The following is a 21,554-nucleotide window of genomic DNA, read 5'->3' as shown; positions in this document are numbered from 1 at the left end:
AAATTAGTAAAACAAACTTTTAACCATGTCTTTAACATTAACTAGAAAACTAGAAGGAGAATTATCTCCAAAAGAATCAGATTTACTTGATACTGTCTTAAAAATTGCAACTAATGGTGGCACTGTTGCTGACCTTAAAGAGGTTGATAGTAGGGTATCTGTTATAAAAGACCTTAAACTTCAAAAAGGAATAAAATCTGTTTCAGCAGAATTACAAAATGAATTAGATCAAGGTAGTTTGTTGCATAGTCTTGCACATAAAAATAAAATGGACGCTCGTAAAAGAAGAGTAGTCAAATTCTTAGAGGGCGATCAAGAAATTGCAGATCTGTATATTAAAAATTTAACTTCTGGTGATAGAGATGAAATGGAGGATACTATTTTAGACCTTTCAAAACGTATTCCTGAAGATAAAAATATTGAAAATGAGGAAATCTGTAATTTGATCAAAGGATTGGTTGCTAAAAGAACATTAGTTGGAATATTGAAGAGGTATTCTATGGAATGTTTAGTTACAAATGTTGCAGATGGTCCTGCCTTTTTAATGAATTTGATGTTAGAGGAAACCTATCCCTATGCACTGCAAAAAATGGTTGAATATGGAAAGGATGATGAAATAATATTTGAGAAAATATATAATGAGCTTATCAATAATGAATTAGAATTTAGTAGTGTTCTATTTGAGGCTTTTAAAATCAAAATTCAGCACAAGCATATATTAAGCAGTTCGGTGATTAACATTTTAAAGTATGTATACCTGAAAGAATTACATCGGAAAAGCGATTGTATAGAGTTATTTATAAATTCGGATAATCCTGTTTTTTTTAATGAAGTATTAGATTATTATCATTCGGCAGAGCTATATCTCTACAAAAAATGTGATCTAATGTCTTACTTTATCAAAGTGTTTAACCCGAATGAAGAATCTAGTTTTCAATTTTTAGATGAAATAAAAAGTATATCCACCGAAAACCCTGATAGTGGATTAGAATTATTTTGTCAATTATATACTAAAAAGGAAGATGAGGCATTACTCATTGAGATTTTAGAACTAATAAAAAATGCTGAAACGAATGCTTATTACAAATTGGCAAAACAGATCAACCAACTAAAAATCAACAACATCAAAGACTATATATTGTTAAATTGGTCTGATGAAGCAAACAGAGATTTATTTTTAAAAGAATTACTTAATGTTGCTATCCCATTTGAAGAAATCATCAAAGATTTAGATCATTTTAATGTTTATAATGGGCAATTCGAAGAGGATTTTATAGCTAAAAATGAGGATAGTTTTCTAAAATACGGTTTTCAAAAGAAAGCCCATTATCTCATTGAAGAATTACCGAACTATAGTGTTATAGGTGAAAAACATGGAGATCCAAGATTAGATTATTCTTACCCAATTTCACGGATACTTTCATTAGCAGAACAGGATATAAAATTTGAAATGATTTGTGATTTGGCGTATGAAATAGATGAAGATGATTATATATTCATTGTCCTTATTGAGGTGAATGATAAAATGTTCATGTCAATTTTACGCTCTGGTTATCTACAAGAATATTATAATTTGTATAGTGTCTTAGAAGTATGTAATACTGTATTAAAACAATTCTCCATTAGCAAAACATTTTTCCGATTACCGACTGATGGTGACACTCCAATTTTGTATGCAGACCGTAATGGCTTTAATGAGTTTACAAGAAAATATGAATTGAGTCGTTTGGCATTATAAAAACATTTGACTTTAGTAAAGAAAAAATAAAGAAAGGATCAGTCCCTAAAACTGATTCTTTCTTTGTATTGAGTCTTGAAATTGATTCAATGTTACTCTCCTATTTTTTTACTAATTCCTCAACTTCAGCAATAGTCAAACCTGTACCTTTGGCTACTTGCTCTATAGATAATCCCATTTGAAGAAAATTTTTAGCATTCTCAATAGCATTTTTCTTCTCTCCTATTTCAATACCTTCTTCTCTACCTTTTCTTCTTCCTTTCTCTTCTCTTGTATCCAAAGTATTGACATAATCACGAAAACGTTTTAAATCTTCATCATACAATTCCTGATCTGCTTTGGGAAGGGCTGTATACTCTGCCAATTTCAGTACTTTTCTAAAAATATGCTCCTTCAAAACAGAGGGCATTTGTTCGAAAGTAGTGATATTATTTAAAAGATAAAGCCATTTATCAAAATTGGTTTTCAGGTCTTTCTCCAGTTTTCTGAACTTTGGCAATTCTAAATACACAAATTTCAATTTATCATAAAACACCTTATTTTTTTGATTTTTCAGCTGTACGATATGATGGAAATCTTCATCAGTTTCGTCAAAGATAAAATCCATGATGGAAATCACATAAACAGCTTTTAATTCATAATCCCATCCTTTTCCTCGCTTGGCTTGCTCTTGAATAGGGAAGCTTGAATAATAAATCGTACGATCTTTAAAGTGAGTCTGTTCTGCACGTTGCAATTCCACGATAAACTTTTCACCTTGATCGTTTTCACAATATAAATCATAAATCGCTTTACGATCTGTATCATTTTTGGGTAAATGCTCTGTTGATTTATACGTCAAATCATAGATCTGATCTTCGGCTGGCAATACCGAATTCAAAAAATCAATCAGAATATCTTTATTGGCTTCTTCTCCAAATATTTTCTTAAATCCGAAATCTGTAAAAGGGTTGATATAACGTGAAGTGCACATAACTTTTGCTCGTTTATGGGGTAAATATAGTGAAATTTTAGTTTGAGTCGGCGAAAAGAAATCCTACTAATTTCTAAGTTATACTTTTATAAAAAATTCAAGTATAGATTATTCCTGTGAGCTAGAAGTAATTTCCTCAATAGACTTCCATACTTTTCCATAACCACTATGGCCATATAATTTATCTGAAAAAATTATCCTGGCATACTTTATTTCATTATCGTCGTTTATTACAAATTCTACAATTCTAAACTCCCCTTTCTTAATATCATCATCCATTGGATATGAATTAAAGTGAATAGATTCTTTATCTGAATATAAAATTTTTATCACTAGAGTCTTGGTTCCTCTAGAGGGTAAAATATCTGATATGACACCAACTGTATATAATTTCGGAGATAAATATTGATCAATTGATAATATTGCTACTAGAAGAATAGGTATTGCAAAAATTACCTTAAAATATTTTTTGTGATTATTTTTACTTGCCATAGGTGAATTTTATTCTCTCGTTAATACATTGATATGAAAGTTGTTCAGTAATACTATTACAAATTGCTCCACTCCTGTTAGATGTGGTACTCTGCTTCTAAACTCTTAATTTTAAGAACTCAGCATGATTTTTAACAAGTACCCATCTCAGCTCTATCTCCCCATCATTCAGTTGGTTATGGATATTTGAGAGAAACATAATTAAGTTATCTTCATTTCCTGAGAAGAGCTTCATTTCGTTACCTAAAACCATTACAAAGTTAAACATATCTGATTCTAAAAAACGTCCTTTCCATTCTATTTCATAGTCTGGATTTTCATTATTTCTAATGCTCAAATAATACCTGATTTTACTCTCCAATTTATTTTTAATTATGAGTTGGTTGGTGATTTTGTAGAACTTCCCCGTTGGTATATCCGACAAATTAACCTCTAGTAGAGATTCAAATTCTGCAGCTCTTAAATTATTAGTTCTGAACCTTTCTACTACTTTATCAAAAGAGTTGATTATATACCCGAATTTCTTCATCTAGTTATACAAAACGTTTCTTTGCTTTTTCGCATACCAAAAAATTAAAGGAAATGAACAGACAAGCTTTCTTTTGCCTTAATACTGCAATTTACTTAATTATTAATTTAAATTGCAGACAGTTTTGATAAGCAACTATAGGTATAAATAACTTAAAATTTAAGCTATGATCTTAGCTAACAAAGGATTTCAAATAGACAATTTTTTAATTCCACCTTTTGAGTTACATGAAGGGGAAATTATTCGTTTGTGTTTATATGGAGGTTCACACTTTTTTGAATTTGAAGATCAACTAGTCAAAATACTGACAGGTCTAAATCCGCATCCAGATGTAACAATACATCAGAAGATGGTATTTGCTGAGCCTATTTGGCCACATGGATTTAAAGAATTTATTTATCCATTAACCATCAAAAGATACCTAAGACAACATGCTAAATTTGAAGATCTTAAAATATTTTCAGGGTTAGATGATGTGAAACCTAATACAAAAATCATTACTCTTCCCGGCAATCAGAGAAAATGGATATCCATAGCTTCGAAACTCTCTTACAATAAAAATATTATTTTTGATTTGGTTGGACAGGATCCACTAGGTGCCATGAAAACATTAGAAGTCATGAAATCATTATCAGAAAAAGGGTATTCTGCTCTCTTTTTAGATAACTTTGATGACCCTGAAGTTTCGTTTGATAAAGAGTATTACATTGAGAAAATATAAGAGTATTAGAAGTACTTGAACTAGCAACCATGATGATAAAAATACCCCAGCTACTGTAGAGGTAAAAAACATACTTCAAAGATTAACAATTGAGCTTAGTTAGGCTTTTGTAAAAAAGAGGATGCAACTCCGCAATAAATATCAAAAATAAGAACAGACTTACATTTACTTTTGTAATGGATGCACTAATTAGAGAGGATTATTATCAACGAATAGAAAAAGCGGTAAACTTCATTGAGGAAAATTTGATGAAGAAAATTACAGTTGAAATGATAGCAGAGAGGGCACATTTTTCAAAATATCATTTTATAAGAATTTTTACTGCAATGACAGGGGAAACGGTGGGGAATTACCTTAGAAGAAGACGAATTTCAAAGTCTTCAAAACAGCTAATCAATACCAACCGATCTATCTTAGATATTGCATTTGATTATCAATTTGAATCACAAGAGGCATACACTCGTTCGTTCAAAAAGATTTATCATACTAGTCCAGGGAAGTACCGTAAACTAAACAATAATCAGATCGCTTATGGACGTGCAAGGTTAACTATTGAAAGGTTAAACCATTTGAAAAAAAATATCACACTAAAACCAAAGATTGTCGATATGAAACGGAAAACTTTTGTAGGTAAAAGCACCCTCACCTCAATCGCCTCCAATAACATTCCAAAACTATGGGATGAATTTCTGCCTTGTGTTGAAAAGATTACTAATAATAGTAACACGGGTTATTATGAAATTCATCAATTTGACAAAGACTTCAAAATGGAAGACTTTACCGTTGATATGATGTTTGAGAAATGGGTCACAGTTGAAGTAAGTAAAGTTGGTAGAATGCCTAAAGAACTTAAAAGTTTCACTATTGAAGGAGGTAAATATGCAGTTTTCGAACACAAAGGAGTTATGAATGCTATTCAAATGTCCTTTGATTATGCATATGGTACTTGGTTACAAAGTTCAGAATATGAAATTGATAAAAGAGCTGATTTTGAACGATATGGTGATCAATATTTAGGGCCAAATCACCCTGAATCAATCACTGAGTTATGGATCCCAATAAAATAGATCGTTATGGAAACAATAATACAACTGCACAAAGAGAATATTGAAAAGGAGCATATTTGCTGTGCCATTTCAGACAAAAAATGTAAAGAAAGCTACGAATTAAAAAAGAATTGGCTGAATCAAGAATTTGATAATGGCTATAAGTTTTTTCGCTTGGATGCACGAGCAAAAGTATTTATTGAATATTGTGATGCTGAAAAAGCTTGGGTTCCGATAGATGCTCCAAATCATCTGTTTATTGGTTGTCTGTGGGTAGCAGGGAAATATAAAGGAAATGGATATGCAAAAGCTTTGTTGCAAAAAGCAGAAGATGAAGCAATGGAAAGAGGTAAATCAGGGCTTGTCACCGTTGTCGGCACTAAGAAATTCCATTTTATGAGCGATACTAAATGGCTACTGAAACAAGGTTTTGAAGAAGTAGAGAGATTATCTTATGGTTTTAGTCTTCTCGTAAAAAAGTTCGACGATAAATCTGCAAAGCCTAAGTTTAAAAAGAATACTGAAAGTGGGGAGTGTGAACACAACGAAGGTGTGACCGTCTATTTTACAAATCGTTGTCCATTTTCAGAATACCATGTTACTCAATCGCTTATAGAAACAGTAAAGAATAGAGATTTAAAACTCAATGTGATGAAGCTAGAAACTTTAGAAGAAGCCAAAAATTCTCCAACGCCAGCAACAATTTTTAGTCTGTATTATAATGGGAAATTTGTAACAACCGATATTAGCGTATGCATGGACAGTAGGTTTGATAAGGTTATTGAAAAGTTCTTAAAGAAATAAAGAAAGGATTTCAAAATTATAAGCCCTACTGATTCAAACAGTGAAAAGAATCAATTAACATATGGATTTAGAAGAAGTAAACTAAAACTGTCCCTATTAGAATACATTTTTTATGATGAATGAAGATCAAATAAACAATAAAATCAATGGTTATATTTCTCGGTTTTGGAGTGTTTACCTTCCTAAAAATGATCAAACAATAGAGGCATTTAGAAATGGGGTAAAAATTGGATTTCAAAATAAAGATAAGAACAATTTAGTAAGAGTCGAGAAGAGAGATTTAATACCTCTTTTTGAGTATATTAATAACCACTGGAATACTACTTTATTGAAAAGTAAAATAGTAACCGTTGCCTTCCTCAAAGGTTATGATCTGGCACTCCGACCAAGTTTAGATTCTTCAATAGAAGAATATGCTGATATTAGGACTCTCTTTGCTACTTATATCTATAAACAGTATAAAATTCGCCACTTCTCATGGGAGTCTAGTATTGACACTTATGCTTATAGAAATGGGTTAGATTGGATTAATTCGTTTAAGATTTTATTTAATGAATTTATAGACTCATTTGTTCCGTTCAAGGATGAAATTATGCTAACAAGAAATAGGCTTGAATATGATATTATTGCCCCTGAATCGGAATTTGAAATAGATTATAATCAATATGATCTACCCAAGGAAAAATTCACCTCTATTGTAGTTGAAGGGCATAAAATAAAAGAGGGTACAATATTAGAATTGGGAGATTTATTAGGTGAAGATTACAAGAGAACAGTACATTATAATATTCAAGTCACAGACCCGCTATGGGATATATATGAAAAATCAGAGAAAGACTTTCAGTATGTTAAATTATGTCATATCGAAGAAAGTCATGAAATACTTCAATGCATGACTTTTGATCGATTAAGAAGAGTTTGCAGTGGATTTCGCTCAATTGTTAAACATATCAGGAAAAGAAATGGTGAGTATTATGTTTATACAAATGACTATGAAATTGCGATTGCTAATGCTTTTAGAATCGGAGAAGTTAAAGTTGTATCAGAATATAATCAGATAGACATAAAAAGAAACGACTTTATAAATGATTATTTTCAAAAGAATGCAAAAGAATATTGTTATTTCTTAGAAGAAAGTTTAGATCAATTTTATTCTACAATGATAAATGGAGATGGTGGATATTTTAAATTTGAATGGGTGAACTATAGTAGTTATTTCGTTGGCTGGAAAGAACATAAAACTAAAGCCATAAAGTCATACATTAAGCCTTAAAGGAATATATAAAATTCATTATGCAACTTGAATAAAAAGTAATAGTTTCAAGAGAGGAGTATGTATCGCTAGGATAAAAAGCAATACATACTCCTCTAGCTTAATAGCCAACCAAATCCTTTTCTTTTTTGGACATATAGGGGATCCATATGATACACTGAATGATCACTTTAGTAATCTGTTTAATTTCTTAAGCAACTTCACCTGGCATCTTTACAGAACCTCTTTCAATCGCTGAAACACTTAATTTGAAAAGGAATTGATATTAAGAGCCACAATGCTTTGTGACTCAAAAGCCACCATAAAAACCACTTTACGAATCATTTTTCTTAACTCTTAATTCTTAACTCTTACCTACCCTTTCATCAAGCAACGCTCAATATTCAAATAATCTTCAAGTTCTAGTTTCAAGTTTTCAGCTACATTTCTATCATTCATTACACTTCCAGTGAAAATCTTTTTCTTTTTCCCTTTTTTAGTCATCACATAAAGGGCAACTCCCTTTCCTAGTAATTTTTGAAAAAAGAAATAATCGATATCGTTTATATCTATTGAAACTCGTCGTTTTAGAGTGAAAATTGGTTTACTCCTAACGGTAAGGCGGTTATTCTCAATTTTCAGTTCAGTTTTATTAAAAAGGAGGGTGAGTGTAAAATAAGTAAGTACAATTCCGAGTAATACATGAAAAATAGGGAATATCATTATCACTAATTTTTCGACGATATTGAGGTTGGAAAATAAACCCAAATAATAAAAAGCGAAAATAAAGGAATCCCAAGTAATGGTGAAAAATGCTAAAAAGAGAGCATAAAGTTTAAACCATCTATAACTTGCTGTGAAGGTGTTTTTGTTTTTTGTGATTTTCAGTTTGTGTGAAACCATTATTTTTTTGTTTACTTTAAATAGTTAATCAGCACACAAATTAGTGTCTTACAATTTATAAATCAAATAAAAAACAAATTGACTTTAGTTTATATTTAATTTTTGGGGCACCCCTTGTTTATTAGCATCACTCCAACTGACATAAGGATAATCTATACCAGCATAAAAACAATCAATTTTACAAATGCCTAATACTGCCGTATGTTTGTAATGTAATCAATCGGAAAGCGGTTGAAAAAAACTGAAACAAACATCAATCAAAAAATATAGACCATGTCACAAATCGGAAAACAAGTAGTAGATTTTAAAGTACAATCTTTCGAAAACAACGACTTCAAAACAGTTACTAAAGAAGATATTTTAGGAAAATGGTCCATCTTCTTCTTCTACCCTGCCGACTTCACTTTTGTGTGTCCTACGGAATTAGAAGACCTTGCTAACCTTTATGAAGATTTCAAAGCGACTGGTACTGAAATTTACTCGGTTTCTACAGATACTCACTTTGTGCACAAAGCATGGCACGACACTTCTGAAACGATCAAAAAAATCAACTACCCAATGCTTGCAGATCCAACAGGGGTACTTTCAAGAGGTTTTGAAGTGATGATTGAAGAAGATGGAATGGCGGAAAGAGGAACTTTCATCGTGAATCCTGAAGGTGAAATCGTTTCTTATGAAGTTGTCGCTGGTAATGTGGGAAGAAACGCTGAGGAGTTATTGAGAAAATTGAAAGCACTTCAATTTGTGGCTGAAAATCCTTCTGAAGTTTGCCCAGCAAAATGGAAAGAAGGTAATGATACATTGAAACCAAGCATCGATCTTGTAGGATTGATCTAAGATATAAAAAGTACTAAGACATTTTAGTATTAAACATTTGTAATAGTTATATAATAATAGTTTGCTTTATTTTAGCAAAATCCCATCTCTATGAGGTGGGATTTTTTTGTGTCACCACATTCCCCAAATAATTCACCAAGTCTTCCCCTTTCACCAAACCCAATCTTTTCCTTAATCGATAACGAGAAGTATTCGCACTTTCTGGAGAGATCCCTAAAAGTCTTGCCATTTCTTTTCCAGAAAAATTAAGCTTAATAAGAGCACAAATTTTCAAATCATAATTCGTAAGTGAAGGATGTTTTTCTTTTAACTGAGAGAAAAAGCTAGGGTTGACAGAGGTGAATCGATTTTCAAATTCTAGCCAACTATGATCCTGATTGAGTTTGATGGCATTCATTACTTTTTGAACTTCCTTTGATTTCGTTTCTTTATAAACGTCTTTCAGCTTTCCCTTTATGGAAGTCAATAATTCATCTTTGGCTATAATTTGAAGGGTAGTATTGGTCAGTTCACTATTTTTGACATACAGTATTTCTTGATTTTTCTCTTCATGCAATTTTTGTTTCTGCTCTATGGCTTCTTTCTCTAATGCATATTTCAGTTTTAATGTTTTTACTCTCGTTCTGACCATAAAGAACACTCCCAATATGATTAAAAATAGAAGGGCGACAGTTAACCATAGAATCTTCTGTTCTTGCTTATAATTTTCTAATTCTTGTCGTTCGATCTCTAATTGCTGGGCCTGTTCTCTCTTTTTATATTCATCTGAAATTTCAAATAACGACCTGTTTCTTTCACTTTTACTACTGTAAAGCCACTGATTTAAGTCGTTCCCCACCGTGGCAAACTTTAAAGCAGACTGATAATCTCCTATCATTTTGTAGGTGTCTACCAATTTTTCATAAAGCAAAGGCGTAAAATTCAAATGTGCTTTCTCTAACTTCGCCACTTTTAAAGCTTTCTTATAATAATCGATCGCCTCTTTGTAGTGCTGTATTTTATAAAAGTAATCTCCATAAGAGGAATAAAAAATCACCAGGTAAGATTCATTACCTTCTAAACCTTCCAATTGAGGCATCAATGTTTTAAAGGATTTTCCCGTCTCTATAAGCTCTCCTTTCAGTAAGGATAAAAAGGTCTCTTCACTTTCTAATAAGATTCTAGAAACGTTATCCTCCATTGGAATAGAAGTACAACTGTCGTAATAAAGTTGGGTATTTTCAGCATCTCCTTCATACCTGTAATGCACCATCAATGAGTGATAATTAGGGCGTAAATTCTCTAAAGGGATCACTTCATTCTCTACCAGTTTTCTATTCATCGACAAGGCCTGCTTATAATATTTCACCGCCAAATCGTTTCTTTCAAACAAGCTATACAAGATACCCATTCCTCTGTACACTTTCGCTTTCAGCATAGGGTAATTCTCCTTATCCAAAAGAAAAAGTGCTTCCCAATACGACTCGTATGCTTTATGATAATTGACCCTATTACAATAAAGTCCACCTAACTTTAAATAGGCTCTTATCTCTCCTCTTACATCACCTGCATTTCTAAATTCAAGCAATTCTTTTTCTGCAGAAATAAGATCATCATCTTCATAAATTTCCTTTAAAAAATCCGTGGTAATGATAATATCAGCTTCGCTCGCAAAAACTGAAGTCGAAAAAATGACACTGAAGAGTACTATTAATATTTGTCTATACATAAAAATTGAAGTTTTGGGATTGTCTATTGGAAAAACCCTCCTAAATATGCCTGTAATAAGGTTTGTCTACAATTTTTTTGCTGTAAAATTCACACTTGTCTATATAGAGTCTATGTCATTTTTTAGGGGAAGGAGGAATTGTTCATGAAATTTAGAGTCAGAATTATCTCACACACTCAAACTTTTTTAATGGAATGAAATCTCATAGCTTATTTATTTTGCTATTGCTCTACTTGCTATCCTCCTGTAAAATGGACCTACCCCAAGAAGTGGAAATAGCGTATGAAGAATTACCGGCTGAACTGGATTTTAATAAAGATATCAAACCTATATTATCGGATAAATGCTTTGCTTGTCATGGTCCGGATAAAGGGAAAATTGTAGCCGGATTACAATTACATAGTTATGCAACGGCTACGCAAGAACTGACAGAATCGAAGGGTAAATATGCTATCGTTCCAGGTAGTCCAAAAAGCAGTGAAGCAGTCAGAAGAATTTTAACGGAAGATCCTGAACTGATCATGCCTACACCTGAATCACACCTTAGTCTTACAGCGACGGAAAAGGCGACGCTTATAAAATGGATTGAAGAAGGTGCGGAATATAAACCGCATTGGTCTTTTGTGCCTATGGCGAAATCAGAAGTTGAAAAAGCAGAGGATTGGGGACAGAATGAAATTGATGATTATGTATATAAAAGGTTAAAACAGGAAAAACTAAAACCATCAGCGGAAGCTGAAAAATCCCTTTTACTTAGAAGAGTTACGCTTGACCTTACCGGACTTCCTCCCACTCAACAAGACATTGATGCATTTCTGAATGACAATGATGAGAATGCGTATGAAAAGCAGGTGGACCGATTGATCGCATCTGAAGCTTATGGTGAAAAAATGGCGACGGATTGGATGGACCTTGCCCGTTATGCTGATACACACGGTTATCAGGTGGACCGCTACAGAGATATGAGCCCATGGAGAGATTGGGTGATTTCCTCTTTCAACAATAACATGGCGTATGATTCTTTCTTGATTTATCAGCTGGCAGGTGATTTATTGCCTAATCCAACAAGAGATCAAGTGTTAGCAACTGGCTTTAATCGACTTCACCCTCAAAATGCTGAAGGTGGCATTGTAGATGAAGAATTTAGAGTAGAATATGTGGCGGATAGAACTGCGGTGGTAGGACAAGGTGTAATGGGTTTGACTTTCGCTTGTGCGAGATGTCATGATCATAAATACGACCCGATCACTCAGAAGAATTATTACGAGATCTACAGCTTCTTTAATAATGTCAATGAAACCGGTCAAATCTCATGGGACCCTAATGATATTCCAGTTCCTACGATGACATTGCCAACGGAAGAACAAGAAGAAGTGATTGCTTACTTAGAGAAAATTTGTCAGCAAAAAGATGAAAAAGTAAAATCGGCGGAGCAAAAAGCGGAAAGCACTGCGGAACAGTGGGTCAATACCTCGGCTTATCACACGGCTTCTCTTTCGGCTAGAAAACATAAAGTGGCTGATTTCTCTTTGAATGGAAATTTGAAGAACGACATCACGGGCAAGAAAGCAAAAATGATACGTAAGACTTCTAAAAATGAAGTCGCGAATTATACAGAAGGAAAAGAAGGAAAAGGTATTTTACTGAATGGTGATACATGGATTGACATGAAGCCTGTAGGTGTATTTGACCGCAATGATCCTTTTTCGATTAGTATTTGGGTGAACATTCCTGAAGGTCTAAAAGAAGGTGTGATTTTCCATAAAAATAAAGCGGTAATGCTTCACTCTGTAAAAGGTTATACGCTGTATCTAAAGGATAATAAACTGCAAACAATGCTTGCACATACCTACCCAGAAAATGCTATCATTCAGGAAACAAAAGACGATTTCCCAAGAGACCAATGGGTACATTTGACATTGACCTATGATGGAAAAAGCAAAGCAGAAGGCGTGACTTTATATGTTGATGGTGCAGTAGCTAAGATGAACACTACCAAAGACAACCTTACCAAAAGCATCATTTTCAATAATTATGAAGACGTGATCTATGCCACTCCAATCGAGCCAGGTTTACAAGTTGGTGCACGTTGGAGAGGGTTTGGTTTGAAAGACGCTAAAGTGGATGAAGTAGATGTGTTCAATACCTGCTTGACGCCTTTGGAAGTGCAACACCTTTTTGCTCCTCAACAGACAAAAACACTGCTTGCTAAAAATGTTTCTTCTTTATCTGCGGATGAAAAAACACTATTAAAAGAACATTATAAACAGAGGGTTTCTAAAGAAGTGCAATGGGCCAAAAGTGATTACCTCAAGTCCAAAAAGGAATTAGATTATACTTATGACACTTTAAAAGAGGTAATGGTGATGAAGGAAATGGAAACACCTCGTCAAGCGTATATTTTAGAGCGTGGTGTGTACAGTGAACATGGCGAAAAAGTATATCCTAATACACCAAATGCAATCCTCCCTTTTGATAAAGACCTTCCTAAAAACAGATTAGGATTAGCAAAATGGATCGTGGATCCTCGTAACCCACTGCCTGCAAGAGTTGCCGTGAATCGCTATTGGCAAAATTATTTTGGAACTGGCATTGTGGAAACGACGGGAGATTTTGGTAATCAAGGTAAACTGCCTACTCACCCTAAATTATTGGATCACTTGGCTTTAGAGTTTATTGAAAGTGGATGGGATGTAAAATCACTTCAAAAGAAAATGGTGATGTCAGCAACTTATAGACAAAGTAGTCATTGTTCACCAGAATTAAGAGAAAAAGACCCTTACAACACACTTTTGGCTAGAGGTCCTCAATTTAGACTGAGTAGTGAGATGATGAGAGATAATGCACTTCTAGCCAGTAATTTACTAAAACCGAAAGTAGGAGGGAAAAGTGTGAAGCCTTATCAACCGGAAGGACTATGGAAAATGAACGGTGGCACTTATGTGCAAGATCACGGTGATGATTTATACCGAAGGAGTTTATATACCTTTTGGAAAAGGACGGTTCCCAATCCTACGCAATCGACTTTTGATCAGCCTGAGAGAAGTGAATGTACTGTCAAAAGACAAAAAACGAATACGCCACTTCAAGCCTTAGTGCTTATGAATGACCCAACTTACTTGGAGGCGTGTAGAAAGTTAGGGGAAGAAATTACAAAGAGTGATTTTATTGATGAAGGTATTCAAACGGTCTATTACAAATTAACAGGTCGCAATATCTCCAACAAAGAATTAGCACTATTAAAAGAAGTACAAACGAAAGAGATACAGCGTTTTGAGACTTCACCAGAGAAAACAAAAGGTTGGCTTTCCGCTGGTGAATCAGCCTTGGATACTCGATTAAATCCATCAAAAGTGGCCGCCAATGCCATTGTAGCCAGCTTGATTCTCAACTCAGATGCTACCATTACCAGACGATAAACATTATGTGTAATAAAAAGAAATTCAGATCGAATAATAAAGACCTTCAATCTGTTGAAAAGAAAATGGATAGAAGGCACTTTCTCACCACCACTTCCATGGGGATCGGTGCGTTTGCATTGGGTTCATTGATGGGTTTGGAAAAGGTTTTTGGAAGTCCAAAGAAGACCATTCAAGAAGAGATAACGCAGAGCCTCCCGCACTTTTTACCGAAAGCGAAACGTGTTGTGTATTTGTTCCAAAGTGGTGGCCCCTCTCAATTTGAGACGTTTGATTATAAGCCAAAATTAACGGATATGTTTGGCAAAGAACTTCCCTCGTCCGTTCGTCAAGGGCAACGTTTAACAGCCATGAGCGCACAACAATCTTCACTTCCCATCGCCCCTTCCAAGTTCAAATTCAACCAACATGGAGAGAGTAGAACTTGGGTAAGTGAATTGCTTCCACACACAGCTTCAATGGTTGATGACCTTTGCATCATCAAATCCATGTACACCGAACAGATCAACCACGACCCTGCCATTACCTTCTTCCAAACCGGACACCAATTGCCAGGGCGTCCGTCTATTGGATCATGGATGAGTTATGGATTGGGTTCTGATAATAAAAACTTTCCTAATTTTATTGTTTTGACTTCCGGAAATGGTGGCCAACCCCTTTACTCTAGGTTATGGGGGAATGGCTTCCTCCCTACACAACATCAAGGAGTGCAATTCAGAAGTGGAAAAGACCCCGTTTTGTTCCTCAACAATCCTGAAAATTATCACCATGAGGACCGTAAGGACATGCTTTCTTATTTGAAGGAATTGAATGAAGTGCAGAACTCCGCTTATGGTGACCCTGAAGTGGATGCTCGAATTTCTCAATATGAAATGGCCTTTAGAATGCAAACCTCTGTTCCAGAAGTGACTGATATGTCAGACGAACCGGATGAGGTTTTTGAGATGTACGGCAAAGATAGTAGAACCCCAGGCACCTACGCCGCTAACTGTTTGATGGCTCGAAGACTTCTAGAAAAAGATGTGAAGTTTATCCAATTGTACCACCGAGGTTGGGATCATCATGCTGGACTTCCTTGGGGAATGAAAAAGCAATGTGAGATGACAGATCAACCTACTGCTGCTTTCTTGAAAGACCTAAAACAAAGAGGTTTACTGGAAGACACCCTTGTAATTTGGGGTGGTGAATTTGGTAGAACGGTGTATTCTCAAGGAAAATTAACACCAGAAAGTTACGGTAGAGACCATCACCCGAAATGCTTCAGTATGTGGATGGCAGGAGCCGGAGTAAAAGCAGGAATGAGCTATGGTGAGACAGATGATTTCAGTTACAATATTGTCAAAGATCCTGTTCACGTACATGATTTCCATGCCACCTTAATGCACATTATGGGCATTGACCACGAAAAACTCACTTATAAATTCCAAGGACGAAGATTTAGATTGACTGATGTTCATGGAAATGTTGTCAACGATATTTTATCTTAATTTACCATGAACTCAAGAAGACAATTTATAAAAAACACAAGCATTGCCGCTCTTGGTGGTGCTATGGTTTCTCCTCTTTATAGTTTCAATATTTTAAAGAAAAAACCGGCTCCAGATATCATTTTGGGACATGGTGATTATCAATATAAACTCAACAAAGATTGGGCACAAATCAGCAGTGTCCGCAACCCTATTCTCAACTGCCATGAAATGGTGATGGACAGCAAAGGAAGGTTGATCATGATTGGTGATAATACCGACAACAACATCATGATTTTTGATAAATCGGGTAAGCTGTTAGATTATTGGGGCACTGCCTATCCGGGTGGTCATGGTCTGACTTTAAGCATAGAAGGGGAAGAAGATTTCCTTTACTTGACGGACTCAGGTTGGTTTTTGGATAAAAGCGGAAAATGGGTGCACCACAACGGAAGAGTTTCTAAAACTACATTAGATGGTAGAGTCGTTTTTGATATCGGTCATCCTCAAACAGTGGGTGCTTATGAACCCGGTGATTTATTCTCCCCCACTGAAGTTGCCATCGCACCCAATGGTGATATTTATGTGGCAGATGGCTACGGTAAAGACTACATTTTACATTATGATGCCAAAGGTCAATTTATCAGAAAATGGGGCGGGCATAAAAACAAGGACAAGAACTACAATCTGATGAATGCTCATGGTGTGACGCTCGATTTACGTGATCCTAATCAGCCACTTTTATGCTGTTCCTCAAGAAGCGAAAATATGTACAAATGGTTTACATTGGATGGGAAATTTGTCAAAAAACTCCACCTTACCAACATGTACATTTGTCGTGCAGTGTTTGATGAAAACAATTTATACGCTGGTGTTTGTTGGTCTAGACCTGAGGATGGAAGCGGTCATAACTGGAAAAAACATACTGGTTTTGTGACTATCCTTGAAGATGACAAAGTGGTTTCCAACCCAGGCGGTACAGCTCCAACTTATAAAAAAGGTGAGCTTCAAGCTTCTTATCAGCTTCCTACTCAACCCATTCTCCACGGTCATGATGTGTGTGTAGATGAGGATAAAAACCTTTACATCTGTCAGTGGAACGCAGGACATACAGCACCTTTAAAATTGGAGCGTGTATAAATTAATAGGAATTAAAATATGTTTCAAGTGTTAAGCGAAAGCGTCACTTGGAACTGTATTTTGGCGAAGTCTCCTGACTTCGAAATACAAAGGCATTATTTTAATTTTCGAAGTCGGGAGACTTCGCCAATGTTGAATCACAAGTGACGCCTAACGGCTTAACACTTGCGACATATAATAATTACAAATTCAACAAAATGGATTTTTCAAATTTTTCTCTCTTTATAGGTCGATTTCACCCGCTATTGGTACACCTTCCCATCGGTTTTATCTTTGTGGTTTATATTATTGAAATCGCAGAGCATTTTAAACTAATAGAGTACACCAAAAAAGTAGTCAAACTGATTTTACTTTCAGGTGGCGTGAGTGGCATCATTACATGTGTATTAGGTTATTTCCTTGGAAGTGGTGAAAGTGACTACGATTTTGAAAGTATTCAGCTACATCAGTGGTTGGGAATTATCACAACATTAGTGGTTTTTGGAGCTTATTTTTTAAAAGAAAAAGACAATCAATTTTATAAACCTTCATTGGGTTTACTTTTTATATTACTCAGTGCAACAGGTCATATGGGAGGAAATCTCACGCATGGCTCTACTTATTTGACACAGTATGCTCCCATCAAATTCAACCAACAACCCAACGAATTTGAAAGACCTGAAATCACTGCTGTAGAAGAAGCTCAAGTCTTTGGTGATTTGGTCTATCCTATTCTTGAAACCAAATGTATCAGTTGTCATAATGAAGAAAAAAAGAAAGGGAACTTATCACTGACAAGTAAAGCTTCTATTTTGAAAGGGGGTAAAAATGGTGCTTTTGTGGTTGCTGGCAACTCTGCTAAAAGTAGTTTTATAGAGCGAATTTCCTTACCACATCATCATGAAGATATTATGCCTCCTGAAGGGAAAAAACCTCTTTCTGATCAAGATATTGCATTGATTACATTTTGGATTGATCAAGGAATGGGAAGTTTTGACACTACCCTAGTGGCTTTGTCACCTGATGAAAAATTAGAGGAAATTGCACTTCAACGATTAGGTTTTAAGGCGAGTAAAAGTAGCTATGCATTTGAAGCCATTGATCCGGCAATTATTACTCAATTAAAAGAGAATCATTTTGAGATTAGGGAATTAATAGTGGGAAGTAATGCTTTGGATGTTTCTATTTCCAAGAAAATCGATATTCATAAAGGTATTCAAGCTTTAGAACTCATCAAAAACAATATTCTTTGGCTGGACTTAAAAGAACAAGACGTCAATGGAGAGGATTTGAAGAAAATTGGGCAATACACTCATCTTGTCAAACTCAATTTAAGTAAAACATCTATTGAAGATAATGATTTAATGGCGTTAAAAGGGCTTCAGAACTTAGAGGTTATCAATCTTCATTCCACTAATATCAGTGATGAAGGACTTGAGATTTTAAAGGGAATGCCTTCTATAAAAAAGATTTATTCTTGGAATACCAACGTAGGAAAACATTTGGCTAAAGTTGATTAAATAAATGGTTCAGTAGACAATGAATAGTAGGGCGTTGTATTGCAACGTCCTTGCTTTTTTTCATGAAAATGTTGGGAAATTTTATGATGGATAAAAAAAGAGCACTTTACCAATCGCCTGCTGGAAGGTAAAGAATCACAGCGATCAATAAAGTGCCTAAATGCTTAGTGTACTTTAAATAAATTTCAACAATGAGAAGAAAAAAAACAAAGTCTTATTCCTTCTTAACAATAGTAAAGATAGATAACATTACATAAAGCTGTACTACCCGTAAGGGTAGTTTTTAAAATAAACGTTAATAAAACATAGAATATTTACATTATTTGGGCATTTTAGAGGCTATTTAACCGTTAAATTCTATTATTTCTCAGAATAAATATATGTGTTACAATTAGAGCCAAAAATGAAATTGAAGCTTTTCTGCATCTTTTTCAATGAAAATAACATTACTCACAACGATTTTTTTATTCTGATAGGTGGTGACAAATTAAAAAATGGGAGTCTAATAGATAAATGCTAGGACAAAACTAAAATGTCCCTTTTCCTATGTCCTAGTATTTAGACTAACTTAAAAAAGCGAATTAAATGAAAAACTATCTATTAGTATCTATTGTACTCCTCTTTCTGCAATCTGGTTGCAAATCAAGTGAACATTACGATGACAGTCTATTTAATCTTGAAGAAATCGATAAAAATAAGCAAACACTTGTTTTGTCAAGTATTATATGGACCAAAAAAGGCTCGTATTATTATAATAATGAATTAATGGATGCTGTTGATTTAGAGCGATTAAAAAATCAACAGATAAAAAGCATGGAGGTGATTCATGATACTTTGCATATCATTACTTTTTGATACATCATTAATCCTTCATTGATAAGAAGGAAGCCAATCAAAACTTCCTTCTTTTATGAATGTTGTTACTCGGTTAAAAATAAGTAGTAAACCCAATTCTCAATGAATGGAAATCCTGTTTGAAAGCACCTTTATAAAATAGGTTGATCCAAAAATCATCTCTAAAACCATAAGAAAACATCATCTCCATTTTAAAGTGAATTTGATCAGCTTTACTAAAATCTTCTATCCCTACAGTGGGTGTAAGCTGAGTAAATACTTTTTTGGAGAAGACAATGGGTGTGATGACCTGGAATGTTGCTCCATGTAATGCGGAATTGTTGACATCTGATTTTTGACCAGATACTGCTGAAAGATATTGATAAGAGAGAACTGGGAAAAACTGAATCCAATCAGCCACCATAATACCAAAAGTCAGACCGGGTGCCAATATCCACCGTCCTGTTCCTAATCCATTTTCGAAATTACCCGTGGGGGCAAAAATATCAATCGATGGTCCAAAGGCTCCAAACGTTTTAGAATAATCTTTATATGGCAACCAGAAATAACGCAAGCGTAAATCACCAATACCGTACTTTTCTGTAGTACTATTATACAAAAGTGGCATTTCAGCCAGAAGTAAATGACTTTCAGAAAAGGAGAAAGTGAGATTGGCCCTGTAGCCACAAACAGTGGTATTTGGAGTGCTGTTATACTCAAAATTATTATCCAGAAAGGTATAAAAATTCGTCGGTTTTGATACATCTCTTTCTTGTACGTTTGTACTGTCTTGTGCTTGTAATTTTTGATGAAATAATACTCCTAATAATAGGAGAATGGGTAGAATCTTGTTCATGGTGATTAGTTATTTGCTGTATTTGAATCGGTATTCTTCAAGTGGTAAATTTCCTGGATTGCCAGGTGAAACGTGGTACTCAATGAAGTCTTCGTCGATGATGATTACATGCCATAAGTTGGAGGTGGGCAGTTCCTCATTGACAGGTTTGTTGATGGGTTGCTGAATAAAAATCTCTTCCCATTTTTGAGGTGTCATTTTATCAGGTGTTCTCCAGACAATTTCTTTTTCCATGATTGCATAACGTTCTTCACTGTCATGGTTATATTCCCAATAGCGTTTTGGAAGGTTCTTCATATTGATTTCACCCGCTAAATTGAATTCTTTTTTATAGGATGCAGATAAGTCATTATTGACACGGGCTACATTAAAAACTCCCATCCAATTACCTCCTGTTTTAAACTTTACTATTTTGTTGGCTGAAACTTCAAATGTTCTTGTTCCATTTTTGTCCGTTAGTGCATAAGCCAACCCTGCCGCTGGTTTTACTTTGTGTAAATAATCAATCGCATTTTGAACCGAATTGGCTTCAATCAACTTTCTATAAATAAAAATCTGGGCTAATCCCTTGTCCACATCATGTGCTAATTGGAACTTAGAATGAGGAGTAAAAGTATAGCCATATGTGGCATTAATTCCATGACCAATCAAAGTACCTGCATAAGTTGTCATCAACAAAACTGTCCCATCTTCTTTCACATGTTTGATCAAGGTTTGTGATCCTTCAAAATGCCTGGTCCAATCCAAAGTATACCCCACACTTGCTTTCCCATTTTCCCAAACAGAACCATGTGAACAGTGGCCCGTTGGAAATTGCTCATAGTTAGCTTTTTCAGACGCTAACATGGGGTCAATACCGGTCATTTTTTCAAGTACCCAAAATGTTTCATCAAAATTAAGATTATAAGCAAAAACATCTTTCAAGGGCAAGTCACATCCATCTGCAATGCCTCTTATTTCATCCACCAAATCAGGGACTTGTTCTTCTGCATTTTGAAGCAACTTTGTTTTCGTATAGAGAAAATCAAGATAATCTTCCCATGTAGCTTCACTTCCTAAAGCCTTTAAAAATGAGCCCACCATATCATATTTAAAGCGATTGATAGTCGGTCGGATCACTTTACGCAATGCTTTTCCATGCTGAAAACCTCTTTCATAAGAGGAGCCTTTTACTTCCACCGTGAAAAACTCTGAAGTGCTGTCATTGAGTTCCACTTGATATTCAACTGGAGGAATTCCTATTAAATTTTGTGCTTTTAATACTGGACTGAAAGTCATGATAAGGCCTATTAAGACCATTAAATTTCTTCTTCTCATTGATATTGTTTTTAGTTTAT

18 protein-coding genes are annotated in these 21,554 nt (G+C 34.7%); 11 read left to right on the top strand and 7 right to left on the bottom strand.

Annotated elements, in window-relative coordinates; all coding sequences use genetic code 11:
- Positions 1-25 precede the first annotated feature (25 nt).
- A complete protein-coding gene (locus tag HHU12_RS14435; RefSeq protein WP_169657457.1) occupies positions 26-1,738 on the top strand; it encodes a hypothetical protein in 1,713 nt (570 codons plus the stop codon).
- A 100-nt stretch (positions 1,739-1,838) separates the two neighbouring features.
- Here HHU12_RS14435 and HHU12_RS14430 read toward each other — a convergent pair whose 3' ends face one another.
- From HHU12_RS14430 to HHU12_RS14420, 3 genes are all read right to left on the bottom strand, one after another.
- Positions 1,839-2,711, bottom strand: coding sequence for an Rpn family recombination-promoting nuclease/putative transposase (locus HHU12_RS14430; RefSeq protein ID WP_169657456.1), 873 nt, complete (start codon positions 2,709-2,711; stop codon positions 1,839-1,841).
- A gap of 108 nt (positions 2,712-2,819) precedes the next feature.
- Positions 2,820-3,203 (bottom strand): hypothetical protein, encoded by a 384-nt coding sequence (locus HHU12_RS14425; RefSeq protein ID WP_169657455.1) that lies wholly within the window; start codon positions 3,201-3,203, stop codon positions 2,820-2,822.
- 97 nt (positions 3,204-3,300) lie between these two features.
- Entirely contained in the window at positions 3,301-3,732 is a 432-nt protein-coding gene (locus HHU12_RS14420; RefSeq protein ID WP_169657454.1) for a hypothetical protein, read from the bottom strand.
- A 166-nt stretch (positions 3,733-3,898) separates the two neighbouring features.
- Between HHU12_RS14420 and HHU12_RS14415 the strand changes: the two genes are divergently transcribed.
- From HHU12_RS14415 to HHU12_RS14400, 4 genes are all read left to right on the top strand, one after another.
- The gene (locus HHU12_RS14415; RefSeq protein ID WP_169657453.1) at positions 3,899-4,453 is read left to right on the top strand and encodes a hypothetical protein; all 555 of its coding nucleotides are present in this window, start codon (positions 3,899-3,901) and stop codon (positions 4,451-4,453) included.
- Positions 4,454-4,629: 176 nt separating this feature from the next.
- On the top strand, positions 4,630-5,520 hold the full coding sequence (locus HHU12_RS14410) for an AraC family transcriptional regulator (RefSeq protein WP_169657452.1): 891 nt from the start codon (positions 4,630-4,632) through the stop codon (positions 5,518-5,520).
- A gap of 6 nt (positions 5,521-5,526) precedes the next feature.
- Positions 5,527-6,303 carry an N-acetyltransferase gene (locus HHU12_RS14405; RefSeq protein WP_169657451.1) on the top strand — a complete coding sequence of 259 codons (777 nt, stop codon included), beginning with the start codon at positions 5,527-5,529 and terminating at the stop codon, positions 6,301-6,303.
- A gap of 112 nt (positions 6,304-6,415) precedes the next feature.
- Positions 6,416-7,576 (top strand): hypothetical protein, encoded by a 1,161-nt coding sequence (locus HHU12_RS14400; protein WP_169657450.1) that lies wholly within the window; start codon positions 6,416-6,418, stop codon positions 7,574-7,576.
- Between the two features lie 354 nt (positions 7,577-7,930).
- On the opposite strand, the gene HHU12_RS14395 is transcribed toward HHU12_RS14400, so the two are convergent.
- Positions 7,931-8,458, bottom strand: a complete 528-nt coding sequence (locus HHU12_RS14395) for a hypothetical protein (protein WP_169657449.1) — start codon at positions 8,456-8,458, stop codon at positions 7,931-7,933.
- Positions 8,459-8,731: 273 nt separating this feature from the next.
- Between HHU12_RS14395 and ahpC the strand changes: the two genes are divergently transcribed.
- The gene (gene ahpC, locus HHU12_RS14390) at positions 8,732-9,295 is read left to right on the top strand and encodes an alkyl hydroperoxide reductase subunit C (RefSeq protein WP_062621769.1); all 564 of its coding nucleotides are present in this window, start codon (positions 8,732-8,734) and stop codon (positions 9,293-9,295) included.
- Between the two features lie 88 nt (positions 9,296-9,383).
- Here the strand turns inward: ahpC and HHU12_RS14385 are convergent, their stop codons facing one another.
- Entirely contained in the window at positions 9,384-11,003 is a 1,620-nt protein-coding gene (locus HHU12_RS14385) for a tetratricopeptide repeat protein (protein WP_169657448.1), read from the bottom strand.
- Between the two features lie 251 nt (positions 11,004-11,254).
- Between HHU12_RS14385 and HHU12_RS14380 the strand changes: the two genes are divergently transcribed.
- From HHU12_RS14380 to HHU12_RS14360, 5 genes are all read left to right on the top strand, one after another.
- On the top strand, positions 11,255-14,422 hold the full coding sequence (locus HHU12_RS14380) for a DUF1553 domain-containing protein (RefSeq protein WP_240970970.1): 3,168 nt from the start codon (positions 11,255-11,257) through the stop codon (positions 14,420-14,422).
- A 5-nt stretch (positions 14,423-14,427) separates the two neighbouring features.
- Entirely contained in the window at positions 14,428-15,909 is a 1,482-nt protein-coding gene (locus HHU12_RS14375; protein WP_169657446.1) for a DUF1501 domain-containing protein, read from the top strand.
- Between the two features lie 6 nt (positions 15,910-15,915).
- Positions 15,916-17,028 (top strand): NHL repeat-containing protein, encoded by a 1,113-nt coding sequence (locus HHU12_RS14370; RefSeq protein ID WP_169657445.1) that lies wholly within the window; start codon positions 15,916-15,918, stop codon positions 17,026-17,028.
- A 197-nt stretch (positions 17,029-17,225) separates the two neighbouring features.
- The gene (locus HHU12_RS14365) at positions 17,226-18,527 is read left to right on the top strand and encodes a c-type cytochrome domain-containing protein (protein WP_169657444.1); all 1,302 of its coding nucleotides are present in this window, start codon (positions 17,226-17,228) and stop codon (positions 18,525-18,527) included.
- A gap of 585 nt (positions 18,528-19,112) precedes the next feature.
- Complete coding sequence (locus tag HHU12_RS14360; RefSeq protein WP_169657443.1) at positions 19,113-19,382, top strand: hypothetical protein; 270 nt, start codon at positions 19,113-19,115, stop codon at positions 19,380-19,382.
- Positions 19,383-19,455: 73 nt separating this feature from the next.
- Here HHU12_RS14360 and HHU12_RS14355 read toward each other — a convergent pair whose 3' ends face one another.
- Complete coding sequence (locus HHU12_RS14355; RefSeq protein WP_169657442.1) at positions 19,456-20,217, bottom strand: hypothetical protein; 762 nt, start codon at positions 20,215-20,217, stop codon at positions 19,456-19,458.
- Positions 20,218-20,226: 9 nt separating this feature from the next.
- On the bottom strand, positions 20,227-21,534 hold the full coding sequence (locus tag HHU12_RS14350) for a C45 family autoproteolytic acyltransferase/hydolase (protein WP_169657441.1): 1,308 nt from the start codon (positions 21,532-21,534) through the stop codon (positions 20,227-20,229).
- Positions 21,535-21,554: the final 20 nt, after the last annotated feature.

The sequence above is a fragment of the Flammeovirga aprica JL-4 genome, from assembly GCF_012844305.1.
GTDB classification, from domain to species: domain Bacteria; phylum Bacteroidota; class Bacteroidia; order Cytophagales; family Flammeovirgaceae; genus Flammeovirga; species Flammeovirga aprica.
This window is presented reverse-complemented; position numbering and strand designations above follow the sequence as displayed.